Source organism: Streptomyces sp. NBC_00306 (assembly GCF_036169555.1).
Lineage (GTDB): Bacteria > Actinomycetota > Actinomycetes > Streptomycetales > Streptomycetaceae > Streptomyces > Streptomyces achmelvichensis.
The window spans coordinates 540969-566745 of sequence record NZ_CP108032.1 but is presented as its reverse complement, the minus strand read 5'-3'; the positions used below and the strand labels follow the sequence as shown (position 1 = coordinate 566745).

Sequence of the window (25777 nt, the reverse complement as noted above, 5' to 3'; positions counted from 1 at the left end):
AGAGTAGCCAGGCAGGCCGGGTCCGCCCACCGGGGCGGGGCGGCCCGCGGGCCGGGCAGGTGAGCGCCGTGCACGAACTCTCCATCGCGATGGCCGTCATCGACCAGGTGAGGGACGCGGTCCCCGACGACCGGGTCGAATCGCTGACCCTGCGGATCGGCGAGCTCGTCGCGGTGGTCCCCGAGGCCCTGGACTTCTCCTTCGGTCTGGCCGCCGACGGCACTCTGCTCGCGGGGGCCCGGCTGGTGATCGAGACTGTTGACGGAGAGGCCCACTGCGACGGCTGCGGCCGGGACACACCGACGGGGATGCCCCCGGTGCTGTGGTGCGGCGACTGCGAGCGCCCGCTGACCCTGCTCGCCGGCCGGGAACTGGAGATCGTCCGGGTGGTCGTGGCCGACGAAGGCCCGGACGGGACCGCGGTGGGTGACACCGCCCGGGACACGACGCGCGACGAGGAGACGAGCCATGTGCCGCACCGTTGACCTCCACCAGGCCGTGCTCGCGAAGAACGACGAGAACGCCCTGGCGCTGAGGCGCTTTCTGGCGTCGCGCGGCACGGTCGCCGTGAACCTGATGTCCAGCCCCGGCAGCGGCAAGACCGCCCTGCTCGAACAACTGCTGACCCGCGCGGTCGCGGCGGGCACACCGGCCGCCGCCGTCACCGCCGACCTGGCCACCGAGAACGACGCCACCCGGCTCGCCCGCTCCGGCGCCCCCGTGCAGCAGATCCTCACCGACGGCCTGTGCCATCTGGAGGCAGGGATGCTCCAGGCCCGGCTGGAGGACTGGCTGCCCGACGGCACCCGTCTGCTGTTCGTGGAGAACGTCGGCAACCTCGTCTGCCCCGCCTCCTACGACCTCGGTGAGACGCTGCGGATCGCCCTCGCCTCGGTGACCGAGGGTGAGGACAAGCCGGTCAAGTACCCGGCGGCCTTCGGTCTCGCCCAGCTGGTGGTCGTCACCAAGACCGATCTCGCGGACGCCGTGGGCTTCGCGCGCGAGACGTTCCTCGGCGGAGTCCAGCAGGTCAATCCCGGTGTTCCGGTCCTGGAGACCTCCGCCCGCACCGGAGAGGGTGTCGACGCGCTCCTCGCCCACATCCTGCGCGGCGCCGAGGGCGAGGAGACACACACCCCGGTGCTGGCGCGGCAGCACGAGAAGCATCTGCACAGCCACGCGAACGGCACGGTGCGGGAACCGGGGCCGGTGTCATGACCGGCGACCGGAGCCGAGAGCGCAGGCAGGTCACCGTCCGCGGTGTCGTGCAGGGCGTCGGCTTCCGGCCCTTCGTCTACACCCTCGCCGAAGAACTCGGTCTGACGGGTTGGGTCACCAACAACGCGGACGGAGTCGTCGCCGAGGTGGAGGGCCCGGGGCGAGCCGTCGCGGACTTCTGCACACGGATCGCCGCCGAGCCCCCGCCGCTCGCCGTCGTCGAGTCCGTCGAGCACCGCGCCGTACCCCCACAGAGCGGTGACCACGGGTTCACCATCCGGCCGTCCGCCGGCGGACCCGGCCGCACCCTGGTCTCCCCGGACACCGCAACCTGCGACGACTGCCTGCGTGAACTCGCCGATCCCGCCGACCGGCGGCACCGGCACCCGTTCATCACCTGCACGCACTGCGGTCCGCGCTTCACCGTGGTGACCTCGCTGCCGTACGACCGGGACCGGACCACCATGGCCGCGTTCCCGATGTGCGCCGACTGCCGGCGCGAGTACACCGCGCCCGGCGACCGGCGGTTCCACGCCCAGCCCATCGCCTGCCCCTCCTGCGGTCCCCGGCTCACCCTGCGCCGCGGCACCGCGGACACCGCTTCGCGCCAGGACGCCGCCGCGCTCGCCGAGGCCCGCAGCCTGCTCGCCCAGGGCGCCGTCCTGGCCGTGAAGGGTGTCGGCGGCTACCACCTGGCCTGCGACGCGAGCGATCCCGCGGCCGTTCGGACGCTGCGCAAGCGCAAGAACCGTGGCGACAAACCCTTCGCCGTGCTGGCGGACTCGCTGGAAACGGTCGAACGGCTCGCCGAAGTCGGTCTCGAGGAAAGGGAGTTGCTCCTCGGTCCGCGCAAGCCCGTCGTCCTGTTGCGGCGTCACCGGACCGAGACCGCCGCCGACGTGGCGCCCGGTGTCGCGCCCGGCAGCCCTGACCTCGGCGTGATGCTGCCGTACACCCCCCTGCACCGGCTGCTCCTCGGACTGCCCGGTGATCCGCCCGGTCCCGCCGTCCTCGTCATGACCAGCGGGAACCGCGCAGGCGAGCCCATCGTCACCGACGACACCGAGGCCCTCACCCGACTCGACGGACTGGCCGACGCCTGGCTGATGCACGACCGCCCCATCCATGTGCCCTGCGACGATTCGGTCGTCCGGATCTGCGCCGGTGCCGAGTTGCCCGTGCGCCGCTCACGCGGCTACGCCCCCTTCCCGGTCGCCCTGCCGGTACCCGTCGTCCCCGCCCTCGCCGTGGGCGGCGATCTGAAGAACACCTTCTGCGCGGGCGACGACCGCTACGCCTGGATGTCCGCGCACGTCGGGGACATGGACGATCTGGCTACCCTGACCGCGTTCGAACGCGCCACCGCGCATCTGACGGACCTCACCTCCGTCACCCCCCGGATGCTGATCGCCGACCGGCACCCCGGCTACCGCTCCACCCAGTGGGCGCTACGCGCGGCCGAGACCTCCGGACTGCCCCTGCGCCAGGTCCAGCACCACCACGCCCACGTCGCCTCCGCGATGGCCGAACACGGCCTGGACGGCACGGCACCGGTCATCGGGATCGCCTTCGACGGCACGGGGTACGGCGACGACGGCGCGGTCTGGGGCGGTGAGGTGCTCATCGCCGACTACGACGGATACCGGCGGTTCGCCCACCTGGCCTATGTGCCGCTGCCGGGCGGCGACGCGGCCGTCCGCAACCCCTACCGGATGGCCCTCTCCCACCTGCGGGCGGCGGGGCTGCCCTGGTCGGACGACCTGCCGTGCACCGCGGTCGCCACACCGGGGGAGCGCAGACTGCTCGACCGTCAGCTGGAGCGCGATCTCGCCTGTGTGCCCACCTCCAGCATGGGGCGCCTCTTCGACGCGGTGTCCTCGCTGGCGGGGGTCTGCCACCGGGTGGAGTACGAGGCGCAGGCCGCGATGGAACTGGAGAACGCCGCACTGTCCGATGTCACCGGCAGTGTCGGCGACGACGCGCGGAATGACGCGTACCGGTTCATCCTGAGAGCGGAGACCGAGGACCCCGAGGCTCCGCTGATCGCCGATCCGGCGCCGGTCCTCGCGGCCGCCGTCGCGGACATGCGCGGCGGGGCTCCGGCCGGGCCCGTGGCCCGTCGTTTCCACCAGGGCGTGATCGCCCTGGTCCAGGAGGTGTGTGAGGTGGCCCGACACCGTACGGGCATCGAAACGGTGGCTCTGAGCGGCGGGGTGTTCTGCAACGCCCTGCTGACACAAGGCTGCTGCGGCGTCCTGGAACGGGACGGCTTCACCGTGCTGCGGCACCGCCGGGTGCCGCCCAACGACGGCGGTCTGGCCCTCGGACAGCTGATCGTCGCCGCCCGAGCCGAGGAGTGAGGGAGGAACGCATCATGTGTCTGGCCGTACCCGGCAGAGTGCTGGAGATCGAGGAACGTGACGCGACGCGGATGGCCAAGGTGGACTTCGGCGGCGTCGTCAAGGACGTGTGTCTGGAATACGTCCCGGACATGCAGGTCGGGGACTACGCGATCGTCCATGTGGGCTTCGCGCTGCAACGCCTGGACGAGGAATCGGCCAAGCAGACTCTCGAACTCTTCGAGAACCTGGGCGTGCTCGAGGAGGAGTTCGGCGACGCCTGGGGCAAGGCTGCCCGGGACGCGGGCGCGGAACGCCCCGCCGGCACCGAACTCCCCGGCGCCGGGGACACCCCCGTGGAACCCGCCGACAAGGAGGCGCGGTCATGAAGTATCTGGACGAGTTCAGCGACCCGGTCCTCGCCAAGCGGCTCTTCGACGACATCCGGGCCGTCACCACCCAGCCGTGGTCGCTCATGGAGGTCTGCGGCGGACAGACGCACTCGATCATCCGGCACGGCATCGACCAGCTGCTCCCCGAGGAGATCCAGCTGATCCACGGACCGGGCTGCCCCGTGTGCGTCACCCCGCTGGAGATCATCGACAAGGCGCTGGAGATCGCCTCCCGCCCGGACGTGATCTTCTGCTCCTTCGGCGACATGCTGCGCGTGCCCGGCAGCGGCCGCGACCTCTTCAAGGTCAAGAGCGAGGGCGCCGACGTACGCGTCGTGTACTCGCCCCTGGACTCGCTGCGGATCGCGCAGGAGAACCCGGACCGTCAGGTCGTCTTCTTCGGCATCGGCTTCGAGACCACGGCACCCCCGAACGCGATGACCGTGTACCAGGCCAAGAAGCTCGGCATCTCCAACTTCAGCCTGCTGGTCTCCCATGTCCGGGTGCCCCCGGCCATCGACGCGATCATGAACTCCCCGGACTGCCGGGTGGAGGCGTTCCTCGCCGCCGGCCATGTGTGCACCGTCATGGGCACCGGCGAGTACCCCGGTCTCGCCGAGAAGCACCGGGTGCCGATCGTGGTCACCGGTTTCGAGCCCCTGGACATCCTGGAGGGCATCCGCCGCGCCGTGCGGCAACTGGAGTCCGGGCAGCACACGCTGGAGAACGCCTACCCCCGCGCCGTGCAGGCCGGCGGCAGTCCCGCCGCCCAGGCCATGCTGGCCGACGTCTTCGAGGTCACCGACCGGTCGTGGCGCGGCATCGGCATGATTCCGCAGAGCGGCTGGCGCCTGTCGCCCAAGTACCGGGAGTACGACGCCGAGTACCGCTTCTCGGTGACCGGCATCGACACCGAGGAGTCCACGGTCTGCCGCAGCGGCGAGGTGCTCCAGGGCCTCATCAAGCCGCACGAGTGCGCCGCCTTCGGCAAGGAGTGCACACCGCGCAACCCGCTCGGCGCGACCATGGTCTCCAGCGAGGGCGCCTGCGCCGCGTACTACCTGTACCGGCGGCTGGAGGCACCGAACAAGGAGGCGAGTTCCGTTGGCTGACTTCGCTTCGGCACCCGTGGACTTCTCCGGGTGGACCTGCCCGGCGCCCCTGCGCGATCACGAGCGGATCGTGATGGGGCACGGCGGCGGCGGGACGCTCTCCGCCGAGCTGGTGGAGCACCTCTTCGCGCCGGCGTTCGGCAGCGACGTCCTCGCCGAACTGGGCGACTCCGCACATCTGACACTCGGCGGTGCCCGTCTCGCGTTCTCGACCGACTCGTTCGTGGTGCGGCCCCTGTTCTTCCCCGGCGGCAGCATCGGCGACCTCGCGGTCAACGGGACCGTCAACGACCTGGCGATGGTGGGAGCCGTGCCCGCCTACCTCTCCTGCGGATTCATCCTGGAGGAAGGCGTCGAACTCGCCCTCGTCGGGCGGGTGGCCGAAGCACTCGGAGAAGCCGCCAGGACCGCCGGGGTGGTCATCGCCACCGGGGACACGAAGGTCGTCGACGCGGGCCACGGCGACGGCATCTTCATCAACACCGCGGGCATCGGCCTGATCCCGGACGGTATCGACATCCGTCCGCAGCGCGCGGCGCCCGGCGACGTGGTCCTCGTCAGCGGACCGATCGGTGTGCACGGTGTGGCGATCATGAGCGTGCGCGAAGGGCTGGAGTTCGGCGTCGAGATCCAGAGCGACACCGCGTGCCTGGCCGGGCTGGTGGCGGACATGCTGGCGGTGTGCCCGGACATCCACGTCCTGCGCGACCCGACCCGCGGTGGTCTGGCCACCTCCCTCAACGAGATCGCGGCGGCCGGGGGCGTGGGCGTCACGCTCGACGAGCGGTCCCTGCCCGTGCCCGACACGGTCGCCAACGCCTGTGCCTTCCTCGGGCTCGACCCGCTGTACGTCGCCAACGAGGGCAAGCTGGTCGCCTTCGTCCCGCCGGATCACGCGGACGCCGTTCTCGCGGCCATGCGCGCGCACCCCTTGGGCAAGGAGGCCGTGGCGATCGGCCATTGCGTCGAGGAGCACGCCGGGATGGTGGTCGCGGCCACCGGTCTCGGCGGCACACGTGTGGTGGACATGCCGCTCGGCGAGCAACTCCCGCGCATCTGCTGACGAACAACCCGACCGCCGCCGCCGGCTCAGCGGCGGCGGTCGGGCATGTCAGTGCCTGTGGAGGTCCGGCCGGCGGCCGGGTGTGTCACGGTCCGACGAGCGCCCATCTGTCGAGCGTTTCACGGCTGAGGAAGGCCAACTGCGCCCTCTTCTCCGGCTTGTCGATCTCGGGCCCGAGCACGAAGCCGGACCGCACCATGCGGGCGACGGCCTTCTCGTTGCGGGCGTCGGGCTCGACGACCACTCGCAGGACCTGCGGATCCTTGAGGACGAATCCCACCAGTGCCGCAAGAAGGGCACTGGTGAAGCCGCGCCGCGATCCGCCCTCGGCCGGCGGGCCGACCAGCAGGTGGATGCCGAAGTCGCCGGGCTGTACGTCGTAGCACTCACCGACCGGGTCGGCGCCCGGCTCGTACGTCTGGAACAGTGCGACCGGCTCGTCGTCGAGGTGGACGAGGTAGGCGTGGTGGGTGGCGAGCGAGTCCACGAACTCGTAGATCTCCTGGACCTGTTCGCGCGTATGACCGCCCATGCCCCAGTACCGGGCGCGTTCCTCGGTGACCCAGCGGTGGACGAGGGCCGAGTCGGCGGCGGGATCCAGCGGGACGATGCGCACCGTGCCGAACCCGTCGACAGCGGCCTCGTGCACGGCCGTACGGGAGCGGGTGGTGTGTTCAGCGGGCATGTCTTCCTCGGTGAGTAGGTTCCAGTCGGTGATGACGGGGACGAAACCGCCGTGCAGCCACAGCGGCAGCTGGTCGCGCCGGTGCGGGTCGCCCGCGGCTCCGGAGGCGCCGAGCGGCACCACCCAGAGGCTGTCGTCGCGGCGGGCCAGGTCCCAGACGTAGCGCGCGGCAGGGCCGCGGGCGCTGAGGTCGCTGACGCCCGGGATGCTGGAGGTGGACAGCACACAGTCCTGGTCGCCGGAGAGCCCCGGCCAGTCCTCCGGCTCGCCGTCCGGCTCCGCCTGCCAGGGCGCGAGCCGGTGCGTCTCGCCCCAGGTGGCAGCGGTCGGTGCCGCGGCGGCGGCCTCCTCCAGGGCCGTCCGCACGAGCTCCTGGCGGTCGATTTCCGGCAGCGCGGAGGTCACGAGCAGCCCTTCCAGGGCGAAGGCGACCTTGGGGACCAGTGCCAGCCAGGGCCGCAGGGCCTCGGGGTAGGCGGCGAGGTCGACCTGCTCGGCGAGCTTCGCGAGCGCCGGGTGCTCCGCGACCAACCGCACCACGACGGAGCGCAGCCGGGCGTACGCCGCCGCGTCCTCGCTGTCGGCGTCCATCCGCCGGTTCCAGCCGACCAGCCGCTCCCGCAGCCGGGCTGCCTCGGGGCTCAGCCCGTCGGCGCCGGCGACGAGCCGCAACAGAGGCTTCGCCGAGTCCAGTTGGGTGTCCATGTGGACGGTGGCCATGCCCGCGGCGGTCCAGGAGTGCTGCTCGTGCAGCAGGGTACGGATGCGCCCGGCCCGGTGCGGGGGAGCGAACTCGACACCGAGTGGGCCGGCGATGCCCCGCTCGTTGGCCATCACGGCGATGCCGTCGACGCCCCGTCGCGGTGACTCGTGCCATCCGTCCCAGTCGTGACCCGCCTCCCACGCCGGTACGACGCGCAGCATGTTGTCGGGGTGGCGCACCGGGACGCGTCCCGCGACGCGGTGCAGCACCCCGCCCTCGGTGTCGGCGGCCTGGACCACATTGACCGGCTCGGCCCATCGATCGAAGGCTCGGTCCACGTCGTCGACCGTGCGGGCCCGCAGCAGCGCGGGCAGTGCGTCGAAGCCGAGTTCGCCGGTGATGCGCGGTGGTATGCGCAGGCTGATCGACTCGGCCGCGCCGGGACCGCCGATGATGACGGGGCCGCGTTCGGTCTCCACGACCTCCACGGTCACGGGGTCGGCGTCGGCCACCTCGATGGTCTCGCTGTGCACGGAGACGGAGCGCCATCCGTCCGGGCCGAGGGCCTCCAACTGCCCGTCACGGTCCCGGAATCGCTCGCGGTAGAGGTCCTGGTAGTCGGCCATCGCATTGGTGATGGCCCAGGCGACCGAACCGGTGTGGCCGAAGTGGGCGATGCCGGGGACTCCCGGCACGGCCAGTCCGACGACGTCGAACTCCGGGCAGGCCAGATGGATCTGCTGGTAGATGCCCGGGTCCTCGATGAACCGGTGCGGGTCGCCGGCGATGAGCGGCGCGCCGCTCGCCGTACGGTCCCCGTCGACGAGCCAGCCGTTGCTGCCCGCCTGGCCCATGCCGTCGGTGGCGAACAGATCGATCGCCTCCTCGCCCAGCGCCCTGGCGACCTCCTCGCGCCACAACTTGGTGGGGAAGCCCGCGAAGAGGATGTGCGTGCTCAGCCAGATGGCGAGAGGCACCCACGGCTGCCACGGCGCCGGTCGAAGACCGGTCGACGCGAACTGCGGTGCACGCCCCGCTCCTTCGTCCAGGCCGGCGTTGACCCCGTCGACATAGCTGGTGATCCAGGCCGCCGTAGCGGGCTCCAGGCGCTCGAAACAGCGCCGCGCGGTGTCGTCGAGACGGGACTGCCGCGCGAACCGGTCCCAGCCGACGGCGCCGCTTCCCAGGAAGGACGCGGAGGTGCCCCGCGCCCTGTGTCTCTCCACCTCGATCTGCCACGCCCGGTCGAGGGCGGCATTGTGCCCCTGCGCCCAGGCGAGTTCGGCCGCGCTGCCGGCCCGCAGATGCGGGACCCCCCAGGCGTCGCGGTATTTCCTGATGTCCACTTTTCCCCGCCCTGTTGGCTCAATCCCCCGAGTGCTTAGGTTAGGCTGGCCTAAATTAGAGCACGGATGTTCGGGAGACAATCCCGGACCAAGGGGGAAGGAGCGGGCTGTGGGGCATGGCTGGGAGGGCGTCGTCCTCAAACTGATGCGAGGCAAGGACTTCGCATTCACCGTGACAGGAAGCGAGGACGTCACCGATCACTTCCGGCGGGTGCACTTCACCGACGGCGGCATGCTGGCGCAGACCGGGGTCCACCCCACCATGTGGGTCCGGGTGTGGTTCGACAACGCGGGAAAGCCGCATCAGCGCGCCTACACCCTGGTGGACGCCGACCCCGACGCGGGGACGTTCAGTCTCGAATTCGCACTGCACGACGGCTGCGCGAGCGAATGGGCGCGGAAGGCTCAGCCCGGCGACACCGTCGAGGCGACCCTCCAGGGGACGGGGTTCACCACGCCCGACCCGCTCCCCGGCAAGCTCCTCGTCGTCGGCGACCCCGCCTCGCTGCCTGCCATCAACTCCCTGCTCGCGGCGCTCCCCGCGGTGCCGGCGGTGATCTGGTTCGAGACGACGCACGACTCCGACAAGGAGCTGCCGCTGCGCCTGGACCCGGCTCTCCACGAACTGCGCCCGGTCCCGCGCCGCGAGGCCGGCAACCACCTCGTCACCGAGGTGAAGGACGCCCTGCCCGGCCTGCTGCGCGACAACCCCGGGGCGTACGTCTGGGTCGCCTGCGACACGGCGACGACCCGCTCGCTCAGCACCTTCGCGCGCAAGGACCTGGCGCTGCCGAAGGAGCAGGTCAACGCCCTCGGTTACTGGCGCGCGGCCTGACCACGACGGAGCGCCGCCGGGGCCGGCAGTGGCCGCCCCCGGCCGGCGCCCGTCAGTACTCCGCCGAGACGCGTACCTCGCCGGCCCACACCCGACGGGTCGCTGTCACCGCGCCACCGGCAGCGTGATGCTGCTGACGCCGGTGCGTACGGTCATGCGGGTCCCCGCCGGGTACCGCAGCGTGTAGTCGTGGTCGGTGGAGATGAGGACCACGCCCAGCCGGTGCCCCTTCTTGAACACATGGTCCTGGGGCTGCATCGACCACCTCAGCCGGTACTCCCGCCCCTCGACCACCCGGTCCTCGCGGGAGAGGGAGTGCCGGTTACGGGCGTCAAGCCAGCCGCGCGAGACGATCTTGAAGTCGGTCGTCTCGGTGCGGTGCGCCGTGCGGTAGGCGCAGCCGGTGTCCCCGGGGATGCCCTCGCCGTAGCAGACGAGCTGCGACGTGTCGGCCACCGTGCCCGCGGTTGCCCGGGTGTCCAGGCCGTAGTCGACGAGCAGCGCCGTGACATACGGCGATGTCCCGTCCAGCGAGGCACGCACCGACACCTCGGGCACACCGTTGACCCGCAGATCGCTCGGCAGCGGGCCGGTCGTGTACGCGAGCCGGTGCGGGTCGGCGCTGTCGGGATCGGCCACCAGCGTCTCCGCCGGCAGGGTGCGGCCCGCGTCCGTGAGTGACTGCTTCACCTGCGCTCCCGGCAACGCCTCCAGCCCACGGACTCCCAGACGCAGCGTCAGATCGCGCGTGCCGCGGGCAGGCCAGTCGGACTGACGTCGCCAGCTGAAGTCCGCCTGCTCGACCTCGACCGGCGGCTCGTCGAGCGCGCCGTTGTCCAGGTCGTACAGCCAGTAGTCGAACCACTGGTGCAGCTGGCGAAGCCATTCCTCCATCCGCAGGGGCATCGGGTTGATGTGACCGGCCTGGTGCAGCCACAACTTGCGCGGCACGTCGTGCTTCTTCAGCGCCTGCCACAACTGGCCGAAGTGCTGCGTCTTCACGTTCCAGTCGTTGCCGCCGTGCACCGCGAAGACGCCGGCGCGGATCCTGCCGACATCCCGGAGGTAGTCGCGCTCGGCCCAGAACCTGCTCCAGTCGCCGGTGACGCGGTCCTGCTCCGCCGTGAGGCGGTCCAGCACCGGCCGGCAGATCTCGCGGTCGGTGCGGCTGTAGACGCCTTTGGCGAGAACGTCGGTGTCCTCGCCCTGAAAGCCGCCCGGAGCCACCACCCCGCCGCCCGCCCGGTAGTAGTCGTACCAGGAGGAGATCCCGGAGATCGGCACGATGGCCTTCAGACCTCTCACACCCGTCCCGGCGACGGCGGTCGGCAGCGTCCCGTTGTAGGAGATCCCCATCATGGCCGCGTTGCCCGTCGACCATGCGGCGCCCACCGGCCGCCCGGCCGGATCCCAGCCCCTGGCACGGCCGTTCAGCCAGTCCACGGCCGCCTTGGCGCCGAGCGTCTCATTGCGTCCGCCGGAGGTCGGGCAGCCGGTCGAGTCACCGGTGCCGAGGCTGTCGACCTGCGCGACCGCGTACCCGCGCGGCAGGAAGTAGTTGTCGGTGTAGCCGGAGAACGGCACCGAAGGACCGATGAGCCCCGGCAGCCGGGTCCGGTCGCCGAGCCGACGGCCGTCGGGCAGACCGTCCTCGTCGAGATCCACCGGGTGGAACGGCACATCGTTGCCGCCGCCCCAGTACGGACTCGCCTCGATGATCGTGGCGACCCTCAGCCCGGCGTCCGTCTCCTTCGGACGCAGGATCCGCATCCGGACCGTGTCCCGTCTGCCGTCGTGATCGCTGTCCGCCTCGGTCTCGACGTCGACGAGCTGCGAGACGGCGTCGGCGCGGGAGAAGGCGGGTTCGGTCCGGTTCCCGACGATCTTCAACGCCGGCTCGTCGTCACCGTGCGCCACCGGCGCCGGAAGCGCGGCGAGCAGGGAGGCGGCGAGCGCGGTGACGCCGAGCCTGCGTGCCGTACGTAATGCGGTGGGTCTCGCCATCGTGTCTCCAGGGCCCGGAAGGTGACGATCACGCGGGGAGCGCGCGCACATTCCACCGCGTGCACGCGCCCCACGCCAGACACGCTCCCGCCACTTCCGCCCCATGGCGCAAAGAGCCGCCCTCGGCTCCTTTTCCGATCTGATCCCGGCGGATCACCGACCGATCACAGGCGGGTCATACTCGTTCCATGCAGTCGGACATGACAGGAGCCGGCCGGGGCCGGCGGCGGCAGGCCGCGCTGATCCGGCGGGCCACCGTCCGGGACGCGAAACGGCTCACCGCGCTGGTGCGAAGGTCACGCGCCTACGAGGGCCCCTACGCCCCGCTGGTCTCCGGCTACCGGGTCGGCCCCGACTACATCGACACCCACCGGGTCTTCGTCGCGGCCGACGAGACCGGCACCGTACTCGGCTTCTACGCGCTGCTCCTCGACCCGCCCGAACTGGACCTGATGTTCGTCGCGGACAGCGCCCAGGGCCGGGGCATCGGCCGGCTCCTCGTCGCCCACATGGTCGCCGAGGCGAAGGCCGCCGGGATCGAAGCCGTACGCGTCGTCGCCCATCCGCCCGCCGAAGGCTTCTATCTGAGTGTCGGTGCCCGGCGGACCGGCACCGTCCGCGCCTGCCCGCCCGCGGTGATGTGGGACCGTCCGGAGCTGGTCATCGACACGATCTGACCGCGCCCCCCGCGCCGGACGACCACTCTGACTGCCCCCCCGGCCGGACGACCACCCCTGTCCGTCCGCGATACGGCGACGGTACCGCTGTCCGCGACCCCCTTTCCGGCCATTCGCCCGGCTCATGGGCGGGGTCGACGATCACGCAGAGCCGCAGGCCGGACACCGTGTCGGACCGGCCCGAACGCATGGTGGACAGCTCCCTCACCTACCGCCGCCGGTGCCTTACGATCGCGACGGACGGTCTCGTCGTGTCACCGCCCGCCCTGTACCCCATGGAGGTCAACCGTGTTCTGGACGGCCAGAGGACACCGCAGTCACCGCAGCAGCTTCCGCATCCGCGCCGCGGCCGGTGCTGCCGCCGCGGGGATGTTCCTTGCCGTCGGCTGTTCCTCCGGCAGCGACGGTCCGGGAGAGGCGGCGGGCGGCGTGCCCGTCGTGGAGAAGGGCAAGTTGACCACCTGCACCCATCTGCCCTACCCGCCGTTCCAGTTCGAGAAGAACGGCAAGATCGTCGGCTTCGACGTCGCCCTGGTGGACCTGGCGGCGAAGAACCTCAAGGTCGAACAGAAGATCCTCGACACCCCGTTCGAGAACTTCAAGACCGGTGCCTTCCTCAACTCCGGCGAGTGCGACCTCGCGGCCGCCGGCATGACGATCACCGAGGAGCGCAAGAAGAACGTCGACTTCACCGTGCCCTACTTCGACGCCACCCAGGCCCTCCTCGCCACCAAGAAGAGCGGTGTGACCTCGCTCGCCGACGTGAAGGCCAAGAACAAGAAGCTCGGCGCACAGGCGGAGACCACCGGCGAGAGCTACGCCAAGGAGCAGGGCTTCAACCCCGTCGCCTTCGAGAGCTCCGACGCCGTCCTCAACGGTCTGCGCACGGGCCAGGTCGACGCCGTCGTCATCGACTACCCCGTCGTCCAGGGCTGGCTCAAGGACAAGAAGAACGCCGCCGAGTTCGCCCTCGGGCAGAACATCGAGACCGGTGAGCAGTACGGCTTCACGGTGAAGAAGGGCAACGCCAAGCTCCTCGCCGCGCTCAACAAGGCGATCACCGACGCCCGCGCCGACGGCACCTACGACAAGCTCTACCAGCAGTGGATCGGTCCGCTGCCCAAGGCTTCGTCGTGACCTCTCGGCTGACCAAGCGGCAGCAACGCCGCATCTCGCAGGGCATCCAGTACGCGGTCTTCGTGGCGGTGCTGGTCCTGATCGGCGTCTTCGCCGACTGGGGCCGGCTCCAGCAGCAGTTCGCGCAGACCGACCTGGCGTCGCGGCTCTTCCCGGACATCATCACCATCGCCCTGCGCAACACGGTGGTGTACACCCTCTCCGGGTTCATCTTCGGGCTGGTGCTCGGGCTGATCATCGCGCTGATGCGGCTCTCCTCGGTGGCGCCCTACCGGTGGTTCGCCGGCGTCTACATCGAGGTCTTCCGCGGCCTGCCCGCCCTGCTGATCTTCATCTTCGTCGGCGTGGCGGTCCCCCTCGCGTTCCCGGGGGTGGAGATCCCCGGTGGCACCTACGGCAAGGTCGCGCTCGGCCTCGGTCTGGTCGCGGCCGCCTATATGGCGGAAACGATTCGGGCGGGCATTCAGGCGGTCCCCAAGGGACAGATGGAGGCCGCCCGGTCGCTGGGCTTCTCGCACGCCCGCGCCATGGTGTCCGTGATCATCCCGCAGGCCTTCCGCATCGTCATCCCGCCGCTCACCAACGAACTCGTCCTGCTGTTCAAGGACTCCTCGCTGGTGCTGTTCCTCGGCGTGACGCTGGAGGAACGGGAACTGACGAAGTTCGGCCGTGACCTCGCGAGCGAGACGGCCAACTCCACACCGATCCTGGTCGCGGGCCTGTGCTACCTCCTCGTGACCGTGCCGCTGAGCTTCGTGGTGCGCCGCCTCGAAGCGCGCGCCGACAAGGCCAGGTGAGGACGAGATGCCGAAAAAGACGGAGACCGCGGAAACCATGGCCACCGACCGCCCGGAGATCGAGATCCGAGGGCTGCACAAGTCCTTCGGGGACAACCACGTCCTGCGGGGCATCGACCTGGAGATCGGCCGCGGCGAGGTGGTGTGTGTCATCGGGCCGTCCGGCTCGGGCAAGTCGACACTGCTGCGCTGTGTGAACCTGCTGGAGGAGCCGAACGAGGGCCAGGTCTTCGTCGGCGGCACCGAGGTCACCGACCTCGATGTCGACATCGACGCCGTGCGCCGTCGTATCGGCATGGTCTTCCAGCAGTTCAACCTGTTCCCGCACGTGAGCGTCACCGAGAACCTCACCCTGCCCCAGCGCAGGGTGCTCCGCCGGGACAAGGCGCAGGCCGCCGCGGTCGCCCGGGAGAACCTGGCACGCGTCGGTCTCGCAGACAAGGCGGACGCCTACCCGGCGCAGTTGTCCGGCGGACAGCAGCAGCGGGTCGCGATCGCACGGGCCCTGTCGATGGGCCCCGCGGTGATGCTCTTCGACGAGCCGACCTCGGCGCTCGACCCCGAACTGGTCGGCGATGTGCTGTCGGTCATGCGGCTCCTCGCCGCCGAGGGCATGACGATGATGGTCGTCACCCATGAGATGAGCTTCGCCCGCGAGGTCGCCGACCGGGTCGTGTTCATGGACGAGGGTGTGATCGTCGAGCAGGGGCCGGCGGCGCAGGTCGTGGGCGACCCGCAGCACGAGCGGACGAGGAACTTCCTCAACCGCATCCTCGATCCGGCCGCTGCCGCCGCACCCGTGGCCGAATCGCAGGACCGGCTGCGGAAGTCGGTTGACGGGCCGTCCGAAGAGTGATGGGATCCCACGTCAGCGTCGCGGTGTACCCGGCAAAGAGACCGCCGTGGACATGGAGGCGCCGCACCATGGGACACAGATGGACACCCCTGTCGAACCCGACGGCCGCATCACGGCCCTCGGTAATCAACTGATCGGCATTCATCTCGCGCTCCGCGAAGAACTCGAACAACTCCGCGAGGACGCCGACGCCTGGCTCGAAGGCCGGGGCGCGCGGCCCCGGGAGCTGCGGGCACACTGTCTGGCCTTCTGCACGGCCCTCACCCGGCACCACACCGGTGAGGACGGCGGGGCCTTCCCGGCGCTGGCCCGACAGCACCCTGAACTCCGCCCCGTCATCGAGGAGTTGGAGCACGACCATCAGACAGTCACCGAGATTCTGCGTGCCGTGGAGGATCTCGTGGCCGACGAGGCGGCAGTAGACCCCGCGCGCGTACGGGCCGAGCTGGAGGGCCTCACCGCGCTGCTGGAGTCGCACTTCGCCTACGAGGAGAAACGGCTCGTGGCCGCGCTGAACGCGCTGCCCGCGGGAGCCGGGGACGCCGAGAGCCTGCTCGGCACACCCGGCACCTGAACGCCTGACCGTCCGACCGCACGGCGGCCGGGACTCCGGAGCCCCGGGCTCCCAGCTCTGCGCTCCGGCCGCCCGGCCCGCCGTGCGGTCCTCGGATCAGCGGGTCCTGCCCCGTCGCACTAGCGTGGACGTATGCGCCCGCACGACACCGCAGGTCCGCCGCCCGAGCCCGGTGACGGCGACTTCCCCGCCCGCCGCGCGCCGCTCTGCGGCGATGTCGCCGAGCTGGATGCCGTCGTCACCGGCTGCCGCGCGTGCCCGCGCCTGGTCGCCTGGCGCGAGGAGGTCGCCGTGGTGAAGCGGGCGGCGTTCCGGGACTGGGATTACTGGGGCCGTCCCGTGCCCGGCTTCGGCCCCACGGACGCGGCTCTGGGCGTGGTCGGACTCGCCCCCGCGGCCCACGGTGCCAACCGGACCGGCCGCATGTTCACCGGCGACCCCTCGGGAGACTTCCTCGTCAAGGCGCTGTACCAGGTCGGACTCGCCTCTCGCCCGACGTGCACCGACATCGACGACGGCCTGGAACTGTACGGGTTGCGGATCACGGCGCCCGTCCGCTGCGCGCCGCCGCAGAACAAGCCCACCCCGGCCGAGCGGGACACCTGCCGCCCGTGGCTGGCACGCGAGATCGAGCTGCTCGCCCCCTCGCTGCGGGTGATCGTCGTACTCGGGGCATTCGGCTGGCAGGCCCTGCTGCCCGTGCTGCGTGACGCGGGCTATCAACTCCCTCCGCGCCGACCGGTGTTCGGTCACGGTGTGCACGTTGTCCTGCCCGCCGCCGGTGACGCCCGCGATCTGCATCTGCTCGGCTGCTACCACCCGAGCATGCGCAACACCTCCACGGGACGGCTCACTGCGCCGATGCTCGTGGAGGTCTTCGACCGCGCCGCGCACCTCGCCGGCCTGGATCGACGGGACGGGTGAGATGCCCTTCTCCGCTCATGGCGCGAGGCGGAACCTCACAGCGACGCCATGTGCGGCAGGACGACATCCGGGGTGAGCGGCAGCTCCCGCAACCGCACCCCGATGGCGTGATGGACGGCGTTACCGATCGCCGCTGCCGCGCCCACGATGCCGATCTCCCCGATGCCCTTGCTGCCCATCGGGTTGAGGTGATCGTCCTCCTCGTCGATCCAGTGCGCCTCGATCTCCGGGACATCGGCGTTCGCCGGCACGTGGTACGACGCCAGGTCGCTCTCGGTGAAGTCGCCGAAGACCGGGTCCAGATGGCTGCCCTCCGTGAGCGCCATGCCGATGCCCATCGTCATCGCGCCGGTGAACTGGGAGCGGGCGGTACGGGCGTTGAGGATCCGGCCGGCCGCGAACATCCCGAGCAGTCGGCGGACGCGGACCTCGCCCGTCACCGTGTCGACCTGGACCTCGGCGAACTGCGCGCCGAACGCATGCCGTGAGTAGGGGGATTCCTTCGCCGTCTCCTCCTCCGTGTCGACGGTCACCGTCAGTCCCTGCGCCGGCAGCTTGTCCACCAGCCCGTGCAGACGCTCGACGAGGGTCCGGCAGGCCTTGTGCACCGACCAGCCCCAGGACGCCGTCCCCGACGAGCCGCCCGCCAGCGGGGCATGGGGCAGGTCGCTGCTGCCGATGTCCACACGGACGGACTCCAGCGGTACCCCGAGCGCGTCCGCCGCGATCTGCCCGAGCACGGTTCGGGCCCCGGTGCCGATGTCCGTCGCGTTGACCCGGATGCGGAACGTGCCGTCGGCGGCGGCATGCGCCGAGGCGCTGGAGGCGCTCACCTGAACCGGGTAGGTGGCGGCCGCGACCCCGGTGCCCAGAAGGAGGGCGCCCTCGCGGCGGATGCCCGGCTGCGGGTCCCTGGGCTGCCAGCCGAAGAGCCGGGCCCCTTCGGCGAGGCACTCGGTGAGATGACGGCTGCTGAAAGGTCGGCCGCTGTCGGGCTCCTCGTCCGGCTCGTTGCGCAGCCGCAGAAGTACCGGGTCCACGCCGGCGGCCACGGCCAGTTCGTCCATGGCCGACTCCAGGGCGTACATGCCGGACGCCTCGCCGGGCGCCCGCATCCAGGAGGGGGTAGGGACGTCCAGCGCGGTGACCCGGTGACTCGTACGGCTGTTCGGCGAGGTGTACATGATGCGGGCGGGAACGGCCGCCTGCTCGACGAACTCCCTGATCGTGGACGTCTGCGTGACGACCTCGTGGGCGAGGGCCCTGATCACGCCGTCGGTGTCCGAGCCGATCCGCACCCGCTGGATCGTGGGCGCGCGGTGACCGACGACCGCTGCCATCTGGCGGCGGGGGAACACCACCTTGACGGGCAGCCCGGTGTGACGGGTGGCCATCGCGGCCAGCACCACCTGGGGCCGGGGCGTGCCCTTGGAACCGAAGCCGCCTCCGACGTGTTCGGAGAACACGGTGATCTTCCCCTGCCGCAGCCCGAACATCGCGGCGAGGGTGTCGCGTACGGTACTTGCGCCCTGGCTGCTGTCGTAGACCGTCAGATGTCCGTCCAGCCACCACGCGGTCGCGGCATGCGGCTCCATGGGGTGGTTGTGCAGCGCGATCATGCTGTACGTCGCGTCGACCTGTACGGACGCCGAGGCGAAGGCTCCGTCGAAGTCCCCGCGCTCTCGCAGGCCGGCCGCGCCGGCGTTGGCCTCCTCCGGTGTGTAGAGGCCCGGGTGGTCGGCCGTGAGCGTGACGTCGGGCTTCTCCTCGTCGTACTCCACCCTCAGCGCGTCGGCGGCCGCTTGGGCGTTCTCCGGGCTGTCGGCGACGACGAGGGCCACGTACCAGCCGCGGTGGGGAACCTCGGCGCTCTGGAGGACCGCGAGGTTGGCGTCGTCGGGAGGCTCCAGCCGGGGCGCGTTCTCGTGGGTGAGCACCTCGTGCACGCCCGGCAGAGCGAGCACCTCGTCCGCGTGGACGGCGGTGACCCGCCCCCGGCCGATGGTGGCCGGGACGGGCCAGGCATAGAGACAGCCCGGTGCGGTGTGCTCGGCCGCGTAGCGTGCGACGCCCGTGACCTTGTCGGCGGCCTCCCGGCGTACGGCAGGCGACCCCAGAACGCCCGGTGTCTGCGTCATGACAGGTCCTCGCTGTTCGGGTGTGGGGCGAGCCCGGTCAGCACGCTGACGGCGAGATTGCGGGCGAGCGGCACCTTGAATCCGTTGTCCCGCAGCGGCGATGCGGCGGCCAGCTCGGCTTCCACGGCCCGGGCGAAGCTTTCCGGGGTCGCGGGCGCACCGTGCAGTGCCTCCTCGGCGACGCGAGCGCGCCAGGGGCGGTGGGCGAGCCCGCCGAACGCGAGGGCCGCGTAGCGCACGGCGCCCTGTTCGAGGTCCAGCACGGCGGCGACGGACACGAGGGCGAAGGCGTAGGACGCCCGGTCGCGGGCCTTGCGGTACCGGGAGCGGACGCCGATGGGGCCGGGCGGCAGTTCCACGGCGGTGATCAGCTCACCCGGCCGGATGACGGTGTCCTGCTCGGGGTGGTCGCCCGGGAGCCGGTGGAAGTCGGTGACGGGCACGGCACGCTCACCCTCCGGGCCGTACAGATGCACGGTGGCGTTGAGCGCGGACAGGGCCACGGCCATGTCCGACGGATGGGTGGCGACGCAGTGGTCGGAGTGGCCGATGACCGCGAGATCCCGGTGGGCGCCCTCCCGTGCGGGGCACCCGCTGCCGGGGAGCCGCTTGTTGCAGGGTTTCGTCGTGTCCTGGAAGTACGGGCACCGTGTGCGCTGGAGCAGATTCCCGCCGGTGGTCGCGGTGTTGCGCAGCTGGCCGGACGCGCCGGCGAGCAGCGCCTGGGACAGGCAGGGGTAGCGGGACCGGACGCCGGGGTGGGCGGCGAGATCGCTGTTGCGCACGCCCGCTCCGATACGCAGCCCGCCCTCGGGGGTGTCGGAGATCCGGTCGAACGGCAGCCGGCGGATGTCGATGAGCAGCTCCGGCGCGGTGACACCGAGCTTCATGAGGTCCACGAGATTGGTGCCGCCGGCGAGGTACTGCGCTCCGGGGTGGGAGGCGAAGGTGTCGATGGCGTGATCGGCGGTGGCCGCGCGGAGGTACGCGAAGGGTTTCACCGCGCCACGTCCTCGATCGCCCGGACGATGGACGGGTAGGCGCCGCAGCGGCACAGATTGCCGCTCATGCGCTCCCGGATCTCCATGGGGGTCAGCTCCGCCTCACCGCCGCCCGTGTACTCCGGCGGTGTCACATGGGAGGGGTGCCCGTCGGCCGCCTCGGTCAGCATGCCGACCGCGGAGCAGAGCTGGCCCGGGGTGCAGTAGCCGCACTGGAGGGCGTCCCGCGCGATGAACGCCTCCTGCAACGGGTGGAGCGACGCGCCGTCGGCGAGGCCTTCGACGGTGGTGATGTCCGCCCCGTCGTGGGCGACCGCGAGCAGCAGACAGCTGTTGGCGCGACGGCCGTCGACGAGCACGGTGCAGGCGCCGCACTGTCCGTGGTCGCAGCCCTTCTTCGTACCCGTCAGATCCAGATGCTCCCGCAGCACGTCCAGGACGGTGGTCCTGTGGTCGAGTGTCAGAGGGCGCTGGGTTCCGTTCACCCGGAGGGTGAGGGAGGAGCGGTGGACGCTCACCGGGCTCTGGGTGACCGTGCCCTCCGGTCGGCTGGTTGGCTCCACGGCGCAGTGCCCTTCGCTCGCTCGTCCGGCGCTTTGCCCCTTTCCTACCAGTAAGCAGCGTTCGGCGCGGCTCGGGAGACCGGGACGTGCGTCGGGCCGGCGGCCCGCCTCGCGGCGGACCACCGGCCCTCGTCGTGCGTCGATCGGGTGTGCCCGGTCAGCGCCCCGATCGCTGAGCGGATCGGGGCGTCGAACCGGTGTGTCAGAAGACGCTCACGCCATAGGCGCTCAGCGCCTCGGTGACCGGCTGGAAGAACGTGGTGCCACCGGAGCTGCAGTTGCCACTGCCGCCGGAGGTCAGACCGAGCGCGGTGGAACCGGCGAACAGGGAGCCGCCGCTGTCGCCGGGCTCGGCGCAGACGTTGGTCTGGATCATGCCGTAGACGATGTCGCCACCGCCGTAGTTGACCGTCGCGTTGAGACCGGTCACCGTGCCGCCGCGCAGACCCGTGGTGCTGCCGCTGCGCTGCACGGCCTGGCCGACGGAGGCGTTGCCCGCGGACGTGATGTCGCGGTACGAGCCGTTGTAGAGGTAGACCCGGCCGTCGGCGGCCGACGCGTTCGAGTGCCGGATGATGCCGTAGTCATTGGTCGGGAAACTGGATCCCGTCCTCGTGCCCAGCACCGTGGTGTTGGCCGAGTTGGTGTACCAGGTGCTGCCGATGTTGGTGCAGTGGCCCGCGGTGAGCGCGTAGTAGGTGCTGCCGCTGCGGACGTTGAAGCCGAGGGAGCATCGTCCGCCGCCGGCGTAGATGGCCTGGCCTCCCGCGATGAGCTTGTTGAAGGTGCCCGGGGTGCGCTTGATCTCGAGGGTGCCGGCCTGTGCCCCGGCGGCCTTCTTGATCTGGGCGATCTCGGCGGCCGAGACGCTCTGGTCGGCCGTGACGACGAGCTTGCCCGTCGCCTTGTCCGTGTACCAGGCGGTGCCGGCGACGTCCGCGCCGAGCACGGCGTTGTTCGCCTGGGCGAGCTGGGCCGTCGTGGCTCGTGCGACGGTGCCCGTTTCGGCGACGGCGGTGGGGGCGGCAAGCGCGGAGACGGTCAGCAGACCGGTGGCTACGGCGATCAGCCGGCCACGTCTGCCTACGCCGCCGAGGGGGGAGAAGCGCTTGATGTTCACTACATCCTCCGGTGGGGGATCCGGGGCCCGTTGGGTGGGCGGGCCCTTGAGCGCCGAACGGCCGGCTCGTCGACCGGGTGAACGGTCATGAGCCTGCCAAGCGGTGCGGTAGGAATCCTGTGCTCCGGATGGGGTGGCGACAAGATCGCCTTTCGGCCGCTCTACGCGCGTCCATGGTCCGCGCGAGGCGAATTGCCGGGCGGCGGCCACTGGTTGGGCCGTGCGGGCGAGGGCGGCGCGGGCCTCGCGAAGGGGTGGCGCGGTGCGAGCCACCGTTTGCTCACGTAGCGTCAGCTGGCGGGCGCGTCAGGTGTGACACAAGGTTTTCGAGTGGTACGCGCGGCGTGAACCGGAACGTCACGCACCGTTTCGGCTGTTCAGCGTCTGATCGACAGCGGCAGCGTTCGTTCGCGGCCTCTCGGGTGATCTACGCGCATCGAACAGGCCCACCCGTGGCGGGTGCACACGGGCGCGAACCCTTCCGAGGGTGCCGTCGGGAGGTCCGGGCGGGGCCTGGCGCGGCGGTGACACCCCGCCGGCGACTCGGCCGACCGGTCCGTGAGGGGCGGACGGCTCGTGGGAAGCCGCCGTTATGGGCCCGATCGCCACCCTTGGGTCACCCTCCGCACGTGTCCGGAACTGGACGCGTCGATTCGGCTCTTCGCGGGAAGGGGCGCTCCGGACCGGACTACTTCGTCATTCCCGATGCGTCCATGAGGGCCTGTGCGGTGATGAGTGTCAGTCCGTCGAGCTGCTCGGCGCCCACGCCGGCCCGTGCGCTCGCCCCGTCGAACAGAAGCGTCAACTGCCGTGCGAGCAGGACCGGGTCGTGGGCGCCGCCGTGCTGCGCCTCGAGGCGGAAGAACTCCGTGAGGGTCCGCTTCACCTCGCGGGCGACCTTGCTCGCCGGATGCTCCGGGTCCTTGAGCTCGACCTGTGCGGCGAGGAACGGGCAGCCCCGGAAGTCGGCGGCCAGGGCCTCTGCCTCCAGCCGCTCGAAGACATGGAGGATCCGGTCCCTCGGCGGTCGGGAGTCGTCCGCCGCGGGGAAGAGCGCCGTGGCATACGCGGGGGCGCGCCGCTCCAGGCAGGCGGCGAGGACCGCGTCCTTGCCGTCGAACAGCTGGTACATCGAGCGCTTGGAGACCCCGGCGGCCTTGCACAGCGCTTCGACGCCGATGTTGACGCCCTGGAGGTAGAAGAGCTCGGCCGCTGCGTCGAGCAGCCGGTCGCGGGTGGACGCCATCGCTGTCGTGGTCATGCGAACGAGATTACCTCGCGGACTTGCCTATGGAAAACGATCGGTTTACCTTGGTGGAAACCGATCGGTTTCCATGCCGTGCGAAACACCCCTCTCGCGGCCCCACACGGAACGAGGAGAGATCACCATGCAGATCGAGGGCGCAGTAGCTCTGGTCACCGGAGGCAACCGCGGACTGGGGGACCAGTTCGTCAAGGCGCTCCTCGACCGCGGAGCGGCGAAGGTCTACGCGGCGGCCCGCAACCCGGACACCGTGACCACCCCGGGTGCGGTGCCCCTCGCGCTCGACATCACGGATCCCGCATCCGTACGGGCCGCGGCCGAGCAGGCCCAGGACGTGACGCTCCTGATCAACAACGCGGGAATCTCCACCGGGACGGGCATCCTCGACGGCAGTACGGACGGGTTCCGGCGCGAGATGGACACCCATGTCTTCGGCACGCTGGACATGAGCAGGGCCTTCGCCCCCGTGCTGGCCCGCAACGGAGGCGGCGCGCTGCTCAATGTGCTGTCGGTGCTGTCCTGGTACGTGTTCCCGGACAACGCCGCGTACAGCGCGGCCAAGGCCGCCGAATGGGCCGTGACGAACGCCCTGCGGGTCCAGCTCGCCGCGCAGGGGACCCTGGTCACCGCGCTCCACGTGGGATACATGGACACCGACATGGCCGCGGCGGTCGAGGGGCCCAAGACCGACCCGGCCAAGGTCGCCCACGGGGCGCTCGACACCGTCGAGGCCCGCCGGTTCGAGTACCTCGCCGACGACATCAGCGCGCAGGTGAAGGCCGGCCTCGCCGCCGACCCCGCCGCCCTCTACCCGCAGGTGGCCGAGCTGCTGGGCTAGATCGTCCCCGCAGGCCGGCGTCCTGCGCCAGGCCTGACGGATCGCGGTCTCGCGCATCCCGGCGGCGCCCGGCGGCACCGGACTCCCGCGGCTCCCGTTCCCGGCGGGGGCCGCGGGTCTTCCCCGGCCGGGCGGCCCTCAGAGCAGCAGCCGCAGCCTGGTGTCCGCGACACCGACACGTACGCTCTGGCCCCAGGTCAGCTCCAGGGCGTCGCTCTCGATGCCGTCGCCGAAAGCCACCAGGCGGTCGGACTCCACGACCAGTCGCAGCTGCTCGGTGCGTTCGAGGACGCCCCCGACCAGTGTGGTTCCGGTGGTGGGGGAGGGCCAGGCCTCGCGGACGAACCAGACGAGCCGGGGATCGGCGGGACCGGGCAGCACCGGCCGGCTGGCGCGCTCCTGCCACAGGGAGCGCAACCAGCCGGTCGATCCGGTGCCTGTGCCGACGAGAACACCCGACGAGGCCTGCGTCTCCGAAGCATCGTCGTCCCCGCCCGCATGCAGCCGGTAGCGGGCGCTCTGGTGGCCGGGCCGGCCGAGATAGATCTCGTTCAGTGCCCGCAGCCGCTCGGTGTTGTCGGCGACCGCCTCCACCATGGTGAGCTCGTCGAACGAGCCGCCCGTGCTCGTCGCCGCTCCCAGCAGCCGGCCGGCGTCCCGCGACCGGTGGCGCACCAGGACGCCCGGGTTGCGCCCCGGATCCGTGTCGATACCGATGACCGGCTGACCGGCCAGATACTTCGCGGTGTTGGCCACCAGGCCGTCCGCCCCGACGACGACCACGACGTCCTCGGGGCCGAAGAGGAAGCGGTCGAGATCGGCTCGCTCCACGCGCGCCTGCCGCCAGTTCAACGGCACCGAGGCCGTCACCTCGGAGAGGATGCGCCGCGCGCGCCGATGGCGTTCGGCGACCTCGTCGATGCTCCGCCCGCGTGAGGAGAGGAAGAAGCCCGCCTGCCCGTGTGTCCCGTGCAGGGCGAGCAACTCCTCGTACTCACTGGTGCGGTGCACCAGCACCGCCCGCGGGGCGAGACTCATTCCTGTTCCCCCTGCGGGCGGCCGAGCTTGGCGAGCAGCCCGGTCAGCACGTCCGGGGACACGGTGAGACTGTCGATCCGCGGCAGGTTCTCGGCCAGCCGGGAACCCGTCAGCGCGTGCAGCGTGGACGCGTCGACCTCGGCGTGCACCCGCAGCCAGGCGGCCTGGGCGTGCGCCCGGGCGTCACCCACCTCACGGGCGGCCTCGGCCTCCGCCTTCGCGAGCCGGACCGTACGAGCCGCTTCCGCCGCCGCCCGTACACCGTCGGCAGCGGCCGTCTCCTCGGCCTCGCGACGGGCGTTCGTGCCGCGCTGTTCGACCAACTGCTCCTCCCGGCGGGCGAGTTCGATCTTGCTGGCGAGCTCGTTCTCCGCGATGGCGCGCTCGCGCTCCACGGCCACGGCCCGCCGTTCGTAGGTGGCCCGGTCCGCCTCCTGCTGGATCTGTTCCCGCGCGGGCGTGCGCAGCGCCCGTTCCACCTCGGGCTCGGGCCGCAGGGCGACGACGCGGACGGCCACGACGGCGATGCCCGTGGCCGCCAGCCGGGGCTCCCCGGCCAGCCCGTCGCTCATGCGCTCCCGTACGGCGGCGACACCGTCCGTCAGGGCGGCGGCAAGGGGGGTGCGGGCCAGTACGTCGAGGGCGTGCTGCTGGGCGGTCTCGGTGAGCAGGGTGGAGATCTGCTCCAGCGGTGCGCCGCGCCAGACGCCGGTGTCGGGGTCGATGGAGAAGTCGAGCCGCGAGGCGGCGGTGGACGGTTCGCCGATCCGGTAGGTCACGGCGGCCTGGACGGTCACGTCCTGGAAGTCCGCGGTGCGGGCGTGGAAGGCCATGGACTCCTCCCGGTCGTCCACGGGAATCTCGCACAGCGCGGCGGTGAGCGCGCGGTACCAGAAGCTCAGGCCGGGTCCGTCGTGGACCAGCTCGCCCCGCCGGTGGTGGCGGACGTGAGCCGTGGGCGCGGAACGAAGGTGGCGCCATCCGAAGCGCCTGATGATGTCGGCCATGCCGGGACCCCTTTTCGTCTCCTCGACGATATAGGCTCCGACGGGTTATCGTCAATAAGACGAAAGTGGTCGGGTGTCTGTGCGTCGCTCGCCCCTGCTGTGTCCTCCGGCCGTCAACGCGCCGCCCGCTCGGGCCGGTTCGCCCC

23 protein-coding genes are annotated in these 25777 nt (G+C 71.2%); 14 read left to right on the top strand and 9 right to left on the bottom strand.

The genetic code is table 11. The features are described 5' to 3' along the window. Positions 1 to 68 precede the first annotated feature (68 nt). The 6 genes from OHA05_RS02585 (at position 69) to hypE (ending at position 6124) form a co-directional block, all read left to right on the top strand. Positions 69 to 485 (top strand): hydrogenase maturation nickel metallochaperone HypA/HybF, encoded by a 417-nt coding sequence (locus OHA05_RS02585; protein WP_328859653.1) that lies wholly within the window; start codon positions 69 to 71, stop codon positions 483 to 485. Then, entirely contained in the window at positions 469 to 1218 is a 750-nt protein-coding gene (hypB, locus tag OHA05_RS02580; RefSeq protein WP_328859652.1) for a hydrogenase nickel incorporation protein HypB, read from the top strand. The genes OHA05_RS02585 and hypB overlap by 17 nt, the downstream gene beginning before the upstream one ends. Next, positions 1215 to 3578, top strand: a complete 2364-nt coding sequence (gene hypF, locus OHA05_RS02575; protein ID WP_328859651.1) for a carbamoyltransferase HypF — start codon at positions 1215 to 1217, stop codon at positions 3576 to 3578. The genes hypB and hypF overlap by 4 nt, the downstream gene beginning before the upstream one ends. A 14-nt stretch (positions 3579 to 3592) precedes the next feature. Continuing rightward, positions 3593 to 3946, top strand: a complete 354-nt coding sequence (locus OHA05_RS02570) for a HypC/HybG/HupF family hydrogenase formation chaperone (RefSeq protein ID WP_313948075.1) — start codon at positions 3593 to 3595, stop codon at positions 3944 to 3946. Beyond that, positions 3943 to 5061, top strand: a complete 1119-nt coding sequence (gene hypD / locus OHA05_RS02565) for a hydrogenase formation protein HypD (RefSeq protein WP_313948076.1) — start codon at positions 3943 to 3945, stop codon at positions 5059 to 5061. Before OHA05_RS02570 ends, hypD begins: the two co-directional genes overlap by 4 nt. A 73-nt stretch (positions 5062 to 5134) precedes the next feature. Next, complete coding sequence (hypE, locus tag OHA05_RS02560) at positions 5135 to 6124, top strand: hydrogenase expression/formation protein HypE (RefSeq protein ID WP_313949118.1); 990 nt, start codon at positions 5135 to 5137, stop codon at positions 6122 to 6124. A gap of 85 nt (positions 6125 to 6209) precedes the next feature. Here hypE and OHA05_RS02555 read toward each other — a convergent pair whose 3' ends face one another. Continuing rightward, complete coding sequence (locus OHA05_RS02555; protein ID WP_328859650.1) at positions 6210 to 8858, bottom strand: GNAT family N-acetyltransferase; 2649 nt, start codon at positions 8856 to 8858, stop codon at positions 6210 to 6212. A 109-nt stretch (positions 8859 to 8967) separates the two neighbouring features. On the opposite strand from OHA05_RS02555, the gene OHA05_RS02550 reads away from it, so the two are divergent. Then, positions 8968 to 9693, top strand: a complete 726-nt coding sequence (locus OHA05_RS02550) for a siderophore-interacting protein (RefSeq protein ID WP_328859649.1) — start codon at positions 8968 to 8970, stop codon at positions 9691 to 9693. Positions 9694 to 9798: 105 nt separating this feature from the next. Here OHA05_RS02550 and OHA05_RS02545 read toward each other — a convergent pair whose 3' ends face one another. Beyond that, positions 9799 to 11697, bottom strand: a complete 1899-nt coding sequence (locus OHA05_RS02545; RefSeq protein WP_328859648.1) for a Xaa-Pro dipeptidyl-peptidase — start codon at positions 11695 to 11697, stop codon at positions 9799 to 9801. Between the two features lie 188 nt (positions 11698 to 11885). Here OHA05_RS02545 and OHA05_RS02540 point away from each other — a divergent pair, with 188 nt between their 5' ends. The 6 genes from OHA05_RS02540 (at position 11886) to OHA05_RS02515 (ending at position 16662) form a co-directional block, all read left to right on the top strand. Then, on the top strand, positions 11886 to 12374 hold the full coding sequence (locus tag OHA05_RS02540; protein ID WP_328859647.1) for a GNAT family N-acetyltransferase: 489 nt from the start codon (positions 11886 to 11888) through the stop codon (positions 12372 to 12374). A 369-nt stretch (positions 12375 to 12743) separates the two neighbouring features. Then, a complete protein-coding gene (locus tag OHA05_RS02535) occupies positions 12744 to 13511 on the top strand; it encodes an ABC transporter substrate-binding protein (RefSeq protein ID WP_313949119.1) in 768 nt (255 codons plus the stop codon). Next, positions 13478 to 14308: an amino acid ABC transporter permease gene (locus OHA05_RS02530; protein WP_391841285.1), complete on the top strand. Its 831-nt coding sequence runs from the start codon at positions 13478 to 13480 to the stop codon at positions 14306 to 14308. Before OHA05_RS02535 ends, OHA05_RS02530 begins: the two co-directional genes overlap by 34 nt. Before the next feature lie 37 nt (positions 14309 to 14345). After that, the gene (locus OHA05_RS02525; RefSeq protein ID WP_313949120.1) at positions 14346 to 15164 is read left to right on the top strand and encodes an amino acid ABC transporter ATP-binding protein; all 819 of its coding nucleotides are present in this window, start codon (positions 14346 to 14348) and stop codon (positions 15162 to 15164) included. A 79-nt stretch (positions 15165 to 15243) separates the two neighbouring features. Next, the gene (locus OHA05_RS02520; RefSeq protein ID WP_313948082.1) at positions 15244 to 15738 is read left to right on the top strand and encodes a hemerythrin domain-containing protein; all 495 of its coding nucleotides are present in this window, start codon (positions 15244 to 15246) and stop codon (positions 15736 to 15738) included. 132 nt (positions 15739 to 15870) lie between these two features. Beyond that, positions 15871 to 16662, top strand: coding sequence for a uracil-DNA glycosylase (locus OHA05_RS02515; RefSeq protein WP_328859646.1), 792 nt, complete (start codon positions 15871 to 15873; stop codon positions 16660 to 16662). Positions 16663 to 16697: 35 nt separating this feature from the next. Here OHA05_RS02515 and OHA05_RS02510 read toward each other — a convergent pair whose 3' ends face one another. The 5 genes from OHA05_RS02510 to OHA05_RS02490 form a co-directional block, all read right to left on the bottom strand. Then, on the bottom strand, positions 16698 to 18800 hold the full coding sequence (locus OHA05_RS02510; protein WP_328859645.1) for a xanthine dehydrogenase family protein molybdopterin-binding subunit: 2103 nt from the start codon (positions 18798 to 18800) through the stop codon (positions 16698 to 16700). Next, positions 18797 to 19801, bottom strand: a complete 1005-nt coding sequence (locus OHA05_RS02505; protein ID WP_313948085.1) for an FAD binding domain-containing protein — start codon at positions 19799 to 19801, stop codon at positions 18797 to 18799. The genes OHA05_RS02510 and OHA05_RS02505 overlap by 4 nt, the downstream gene beginning before the upstream one ends. After that, positions 19798 to 20364, bottom strand: a complete 567-nt coding sequence (locus tag OHA05_RS02500) for a 2Fe-2S iron-sulfur cluster-binding protein (protein ID WP_328859644.1) — start codon at positions 20362 to 20364, stop codon at positions 19798 to 19800. The genes OHA05_RS02505 and OHA05_RS02500 overlap by 4 nt, the downstream gene beginning before the upstream one ends. A 202-nt stretch (positions 20365 to 20566) precedes the next feature. Continuing rightward, positions 20567 to 21484 (bottom strand): S1 family peptidase, encoded by a 918-nt coding sequence (locus OHA05_RS02495; protein WP_328859643.1) that lies wholly within the window; start codon positions 21482 to 21484, stop codon positions 20567 to 20569. Positions 21485 to 22172: 688 nt separating this feature from the next. Further along, the gene (locus OHA05_RS02490; protein WP_328859642.1) at positions 22173 to 22745 is read right to left on the bottom strand and encodes a TetR/AcrR family transcriptional regulator; all 573 of its coding nucleotides are present in this window, start codon (positions 22743 to 22745) and stop codon (positions 22173 to 22175) included. A 127-nt stretch (positions 22746 to 22872) separates the two neighbouring features. Here OHA05_RS02490 and OHA05_RS02485 point away from each other — a divergent pair, with 127 nt between their 5' ends. After that, the gene (locus tag OHA05_RS02485) at positions 22873 to 23586 is read left to right on the top strand and encodes an SDR family oxidoreductase (RefSeq protein WP_328859641.1); all 714 of its coding nucleotides are present in this window, start codon (positions 22873 to 22875) and stop codon (positions 23584 to 23586) included. Positions 23587 to 23724: 138 nt separating this feature from the next. Here OHA05_RS02485 and OHA05_RS02480 read toward each other — a convergent pair whose 3' ends face one another. Together OHA05_RS02480 and OHA05_RS02475 are read right to left on the bottom strand one after the other, a co-directional pair. Further along, positions 23725 to 24624: a hypothetical protein gene (locus tag OHA05_RS02480; RefSeq protein ID WP_328859640.1), complete on the bottom strand. Its 900-nt coding sequence runs from the start codon at positions 24622 to 24624 to the stop codon at positions 23725 to 23727. Next, entirely contained in the window at positions 24621 to 25631 is a 1011-nt protein-coding gene (locus OHA05_RS02475; protein ID WP_328859639.1) for an SPFH domain-containing protein, read from the bottom strand. Before OHA05_RS02475 ends, OHA05_RS02480 begins: the two co-directional genes overlap by 4 nt. Positions 25632 to 25777: the final 146 nt, after the last annotated feature.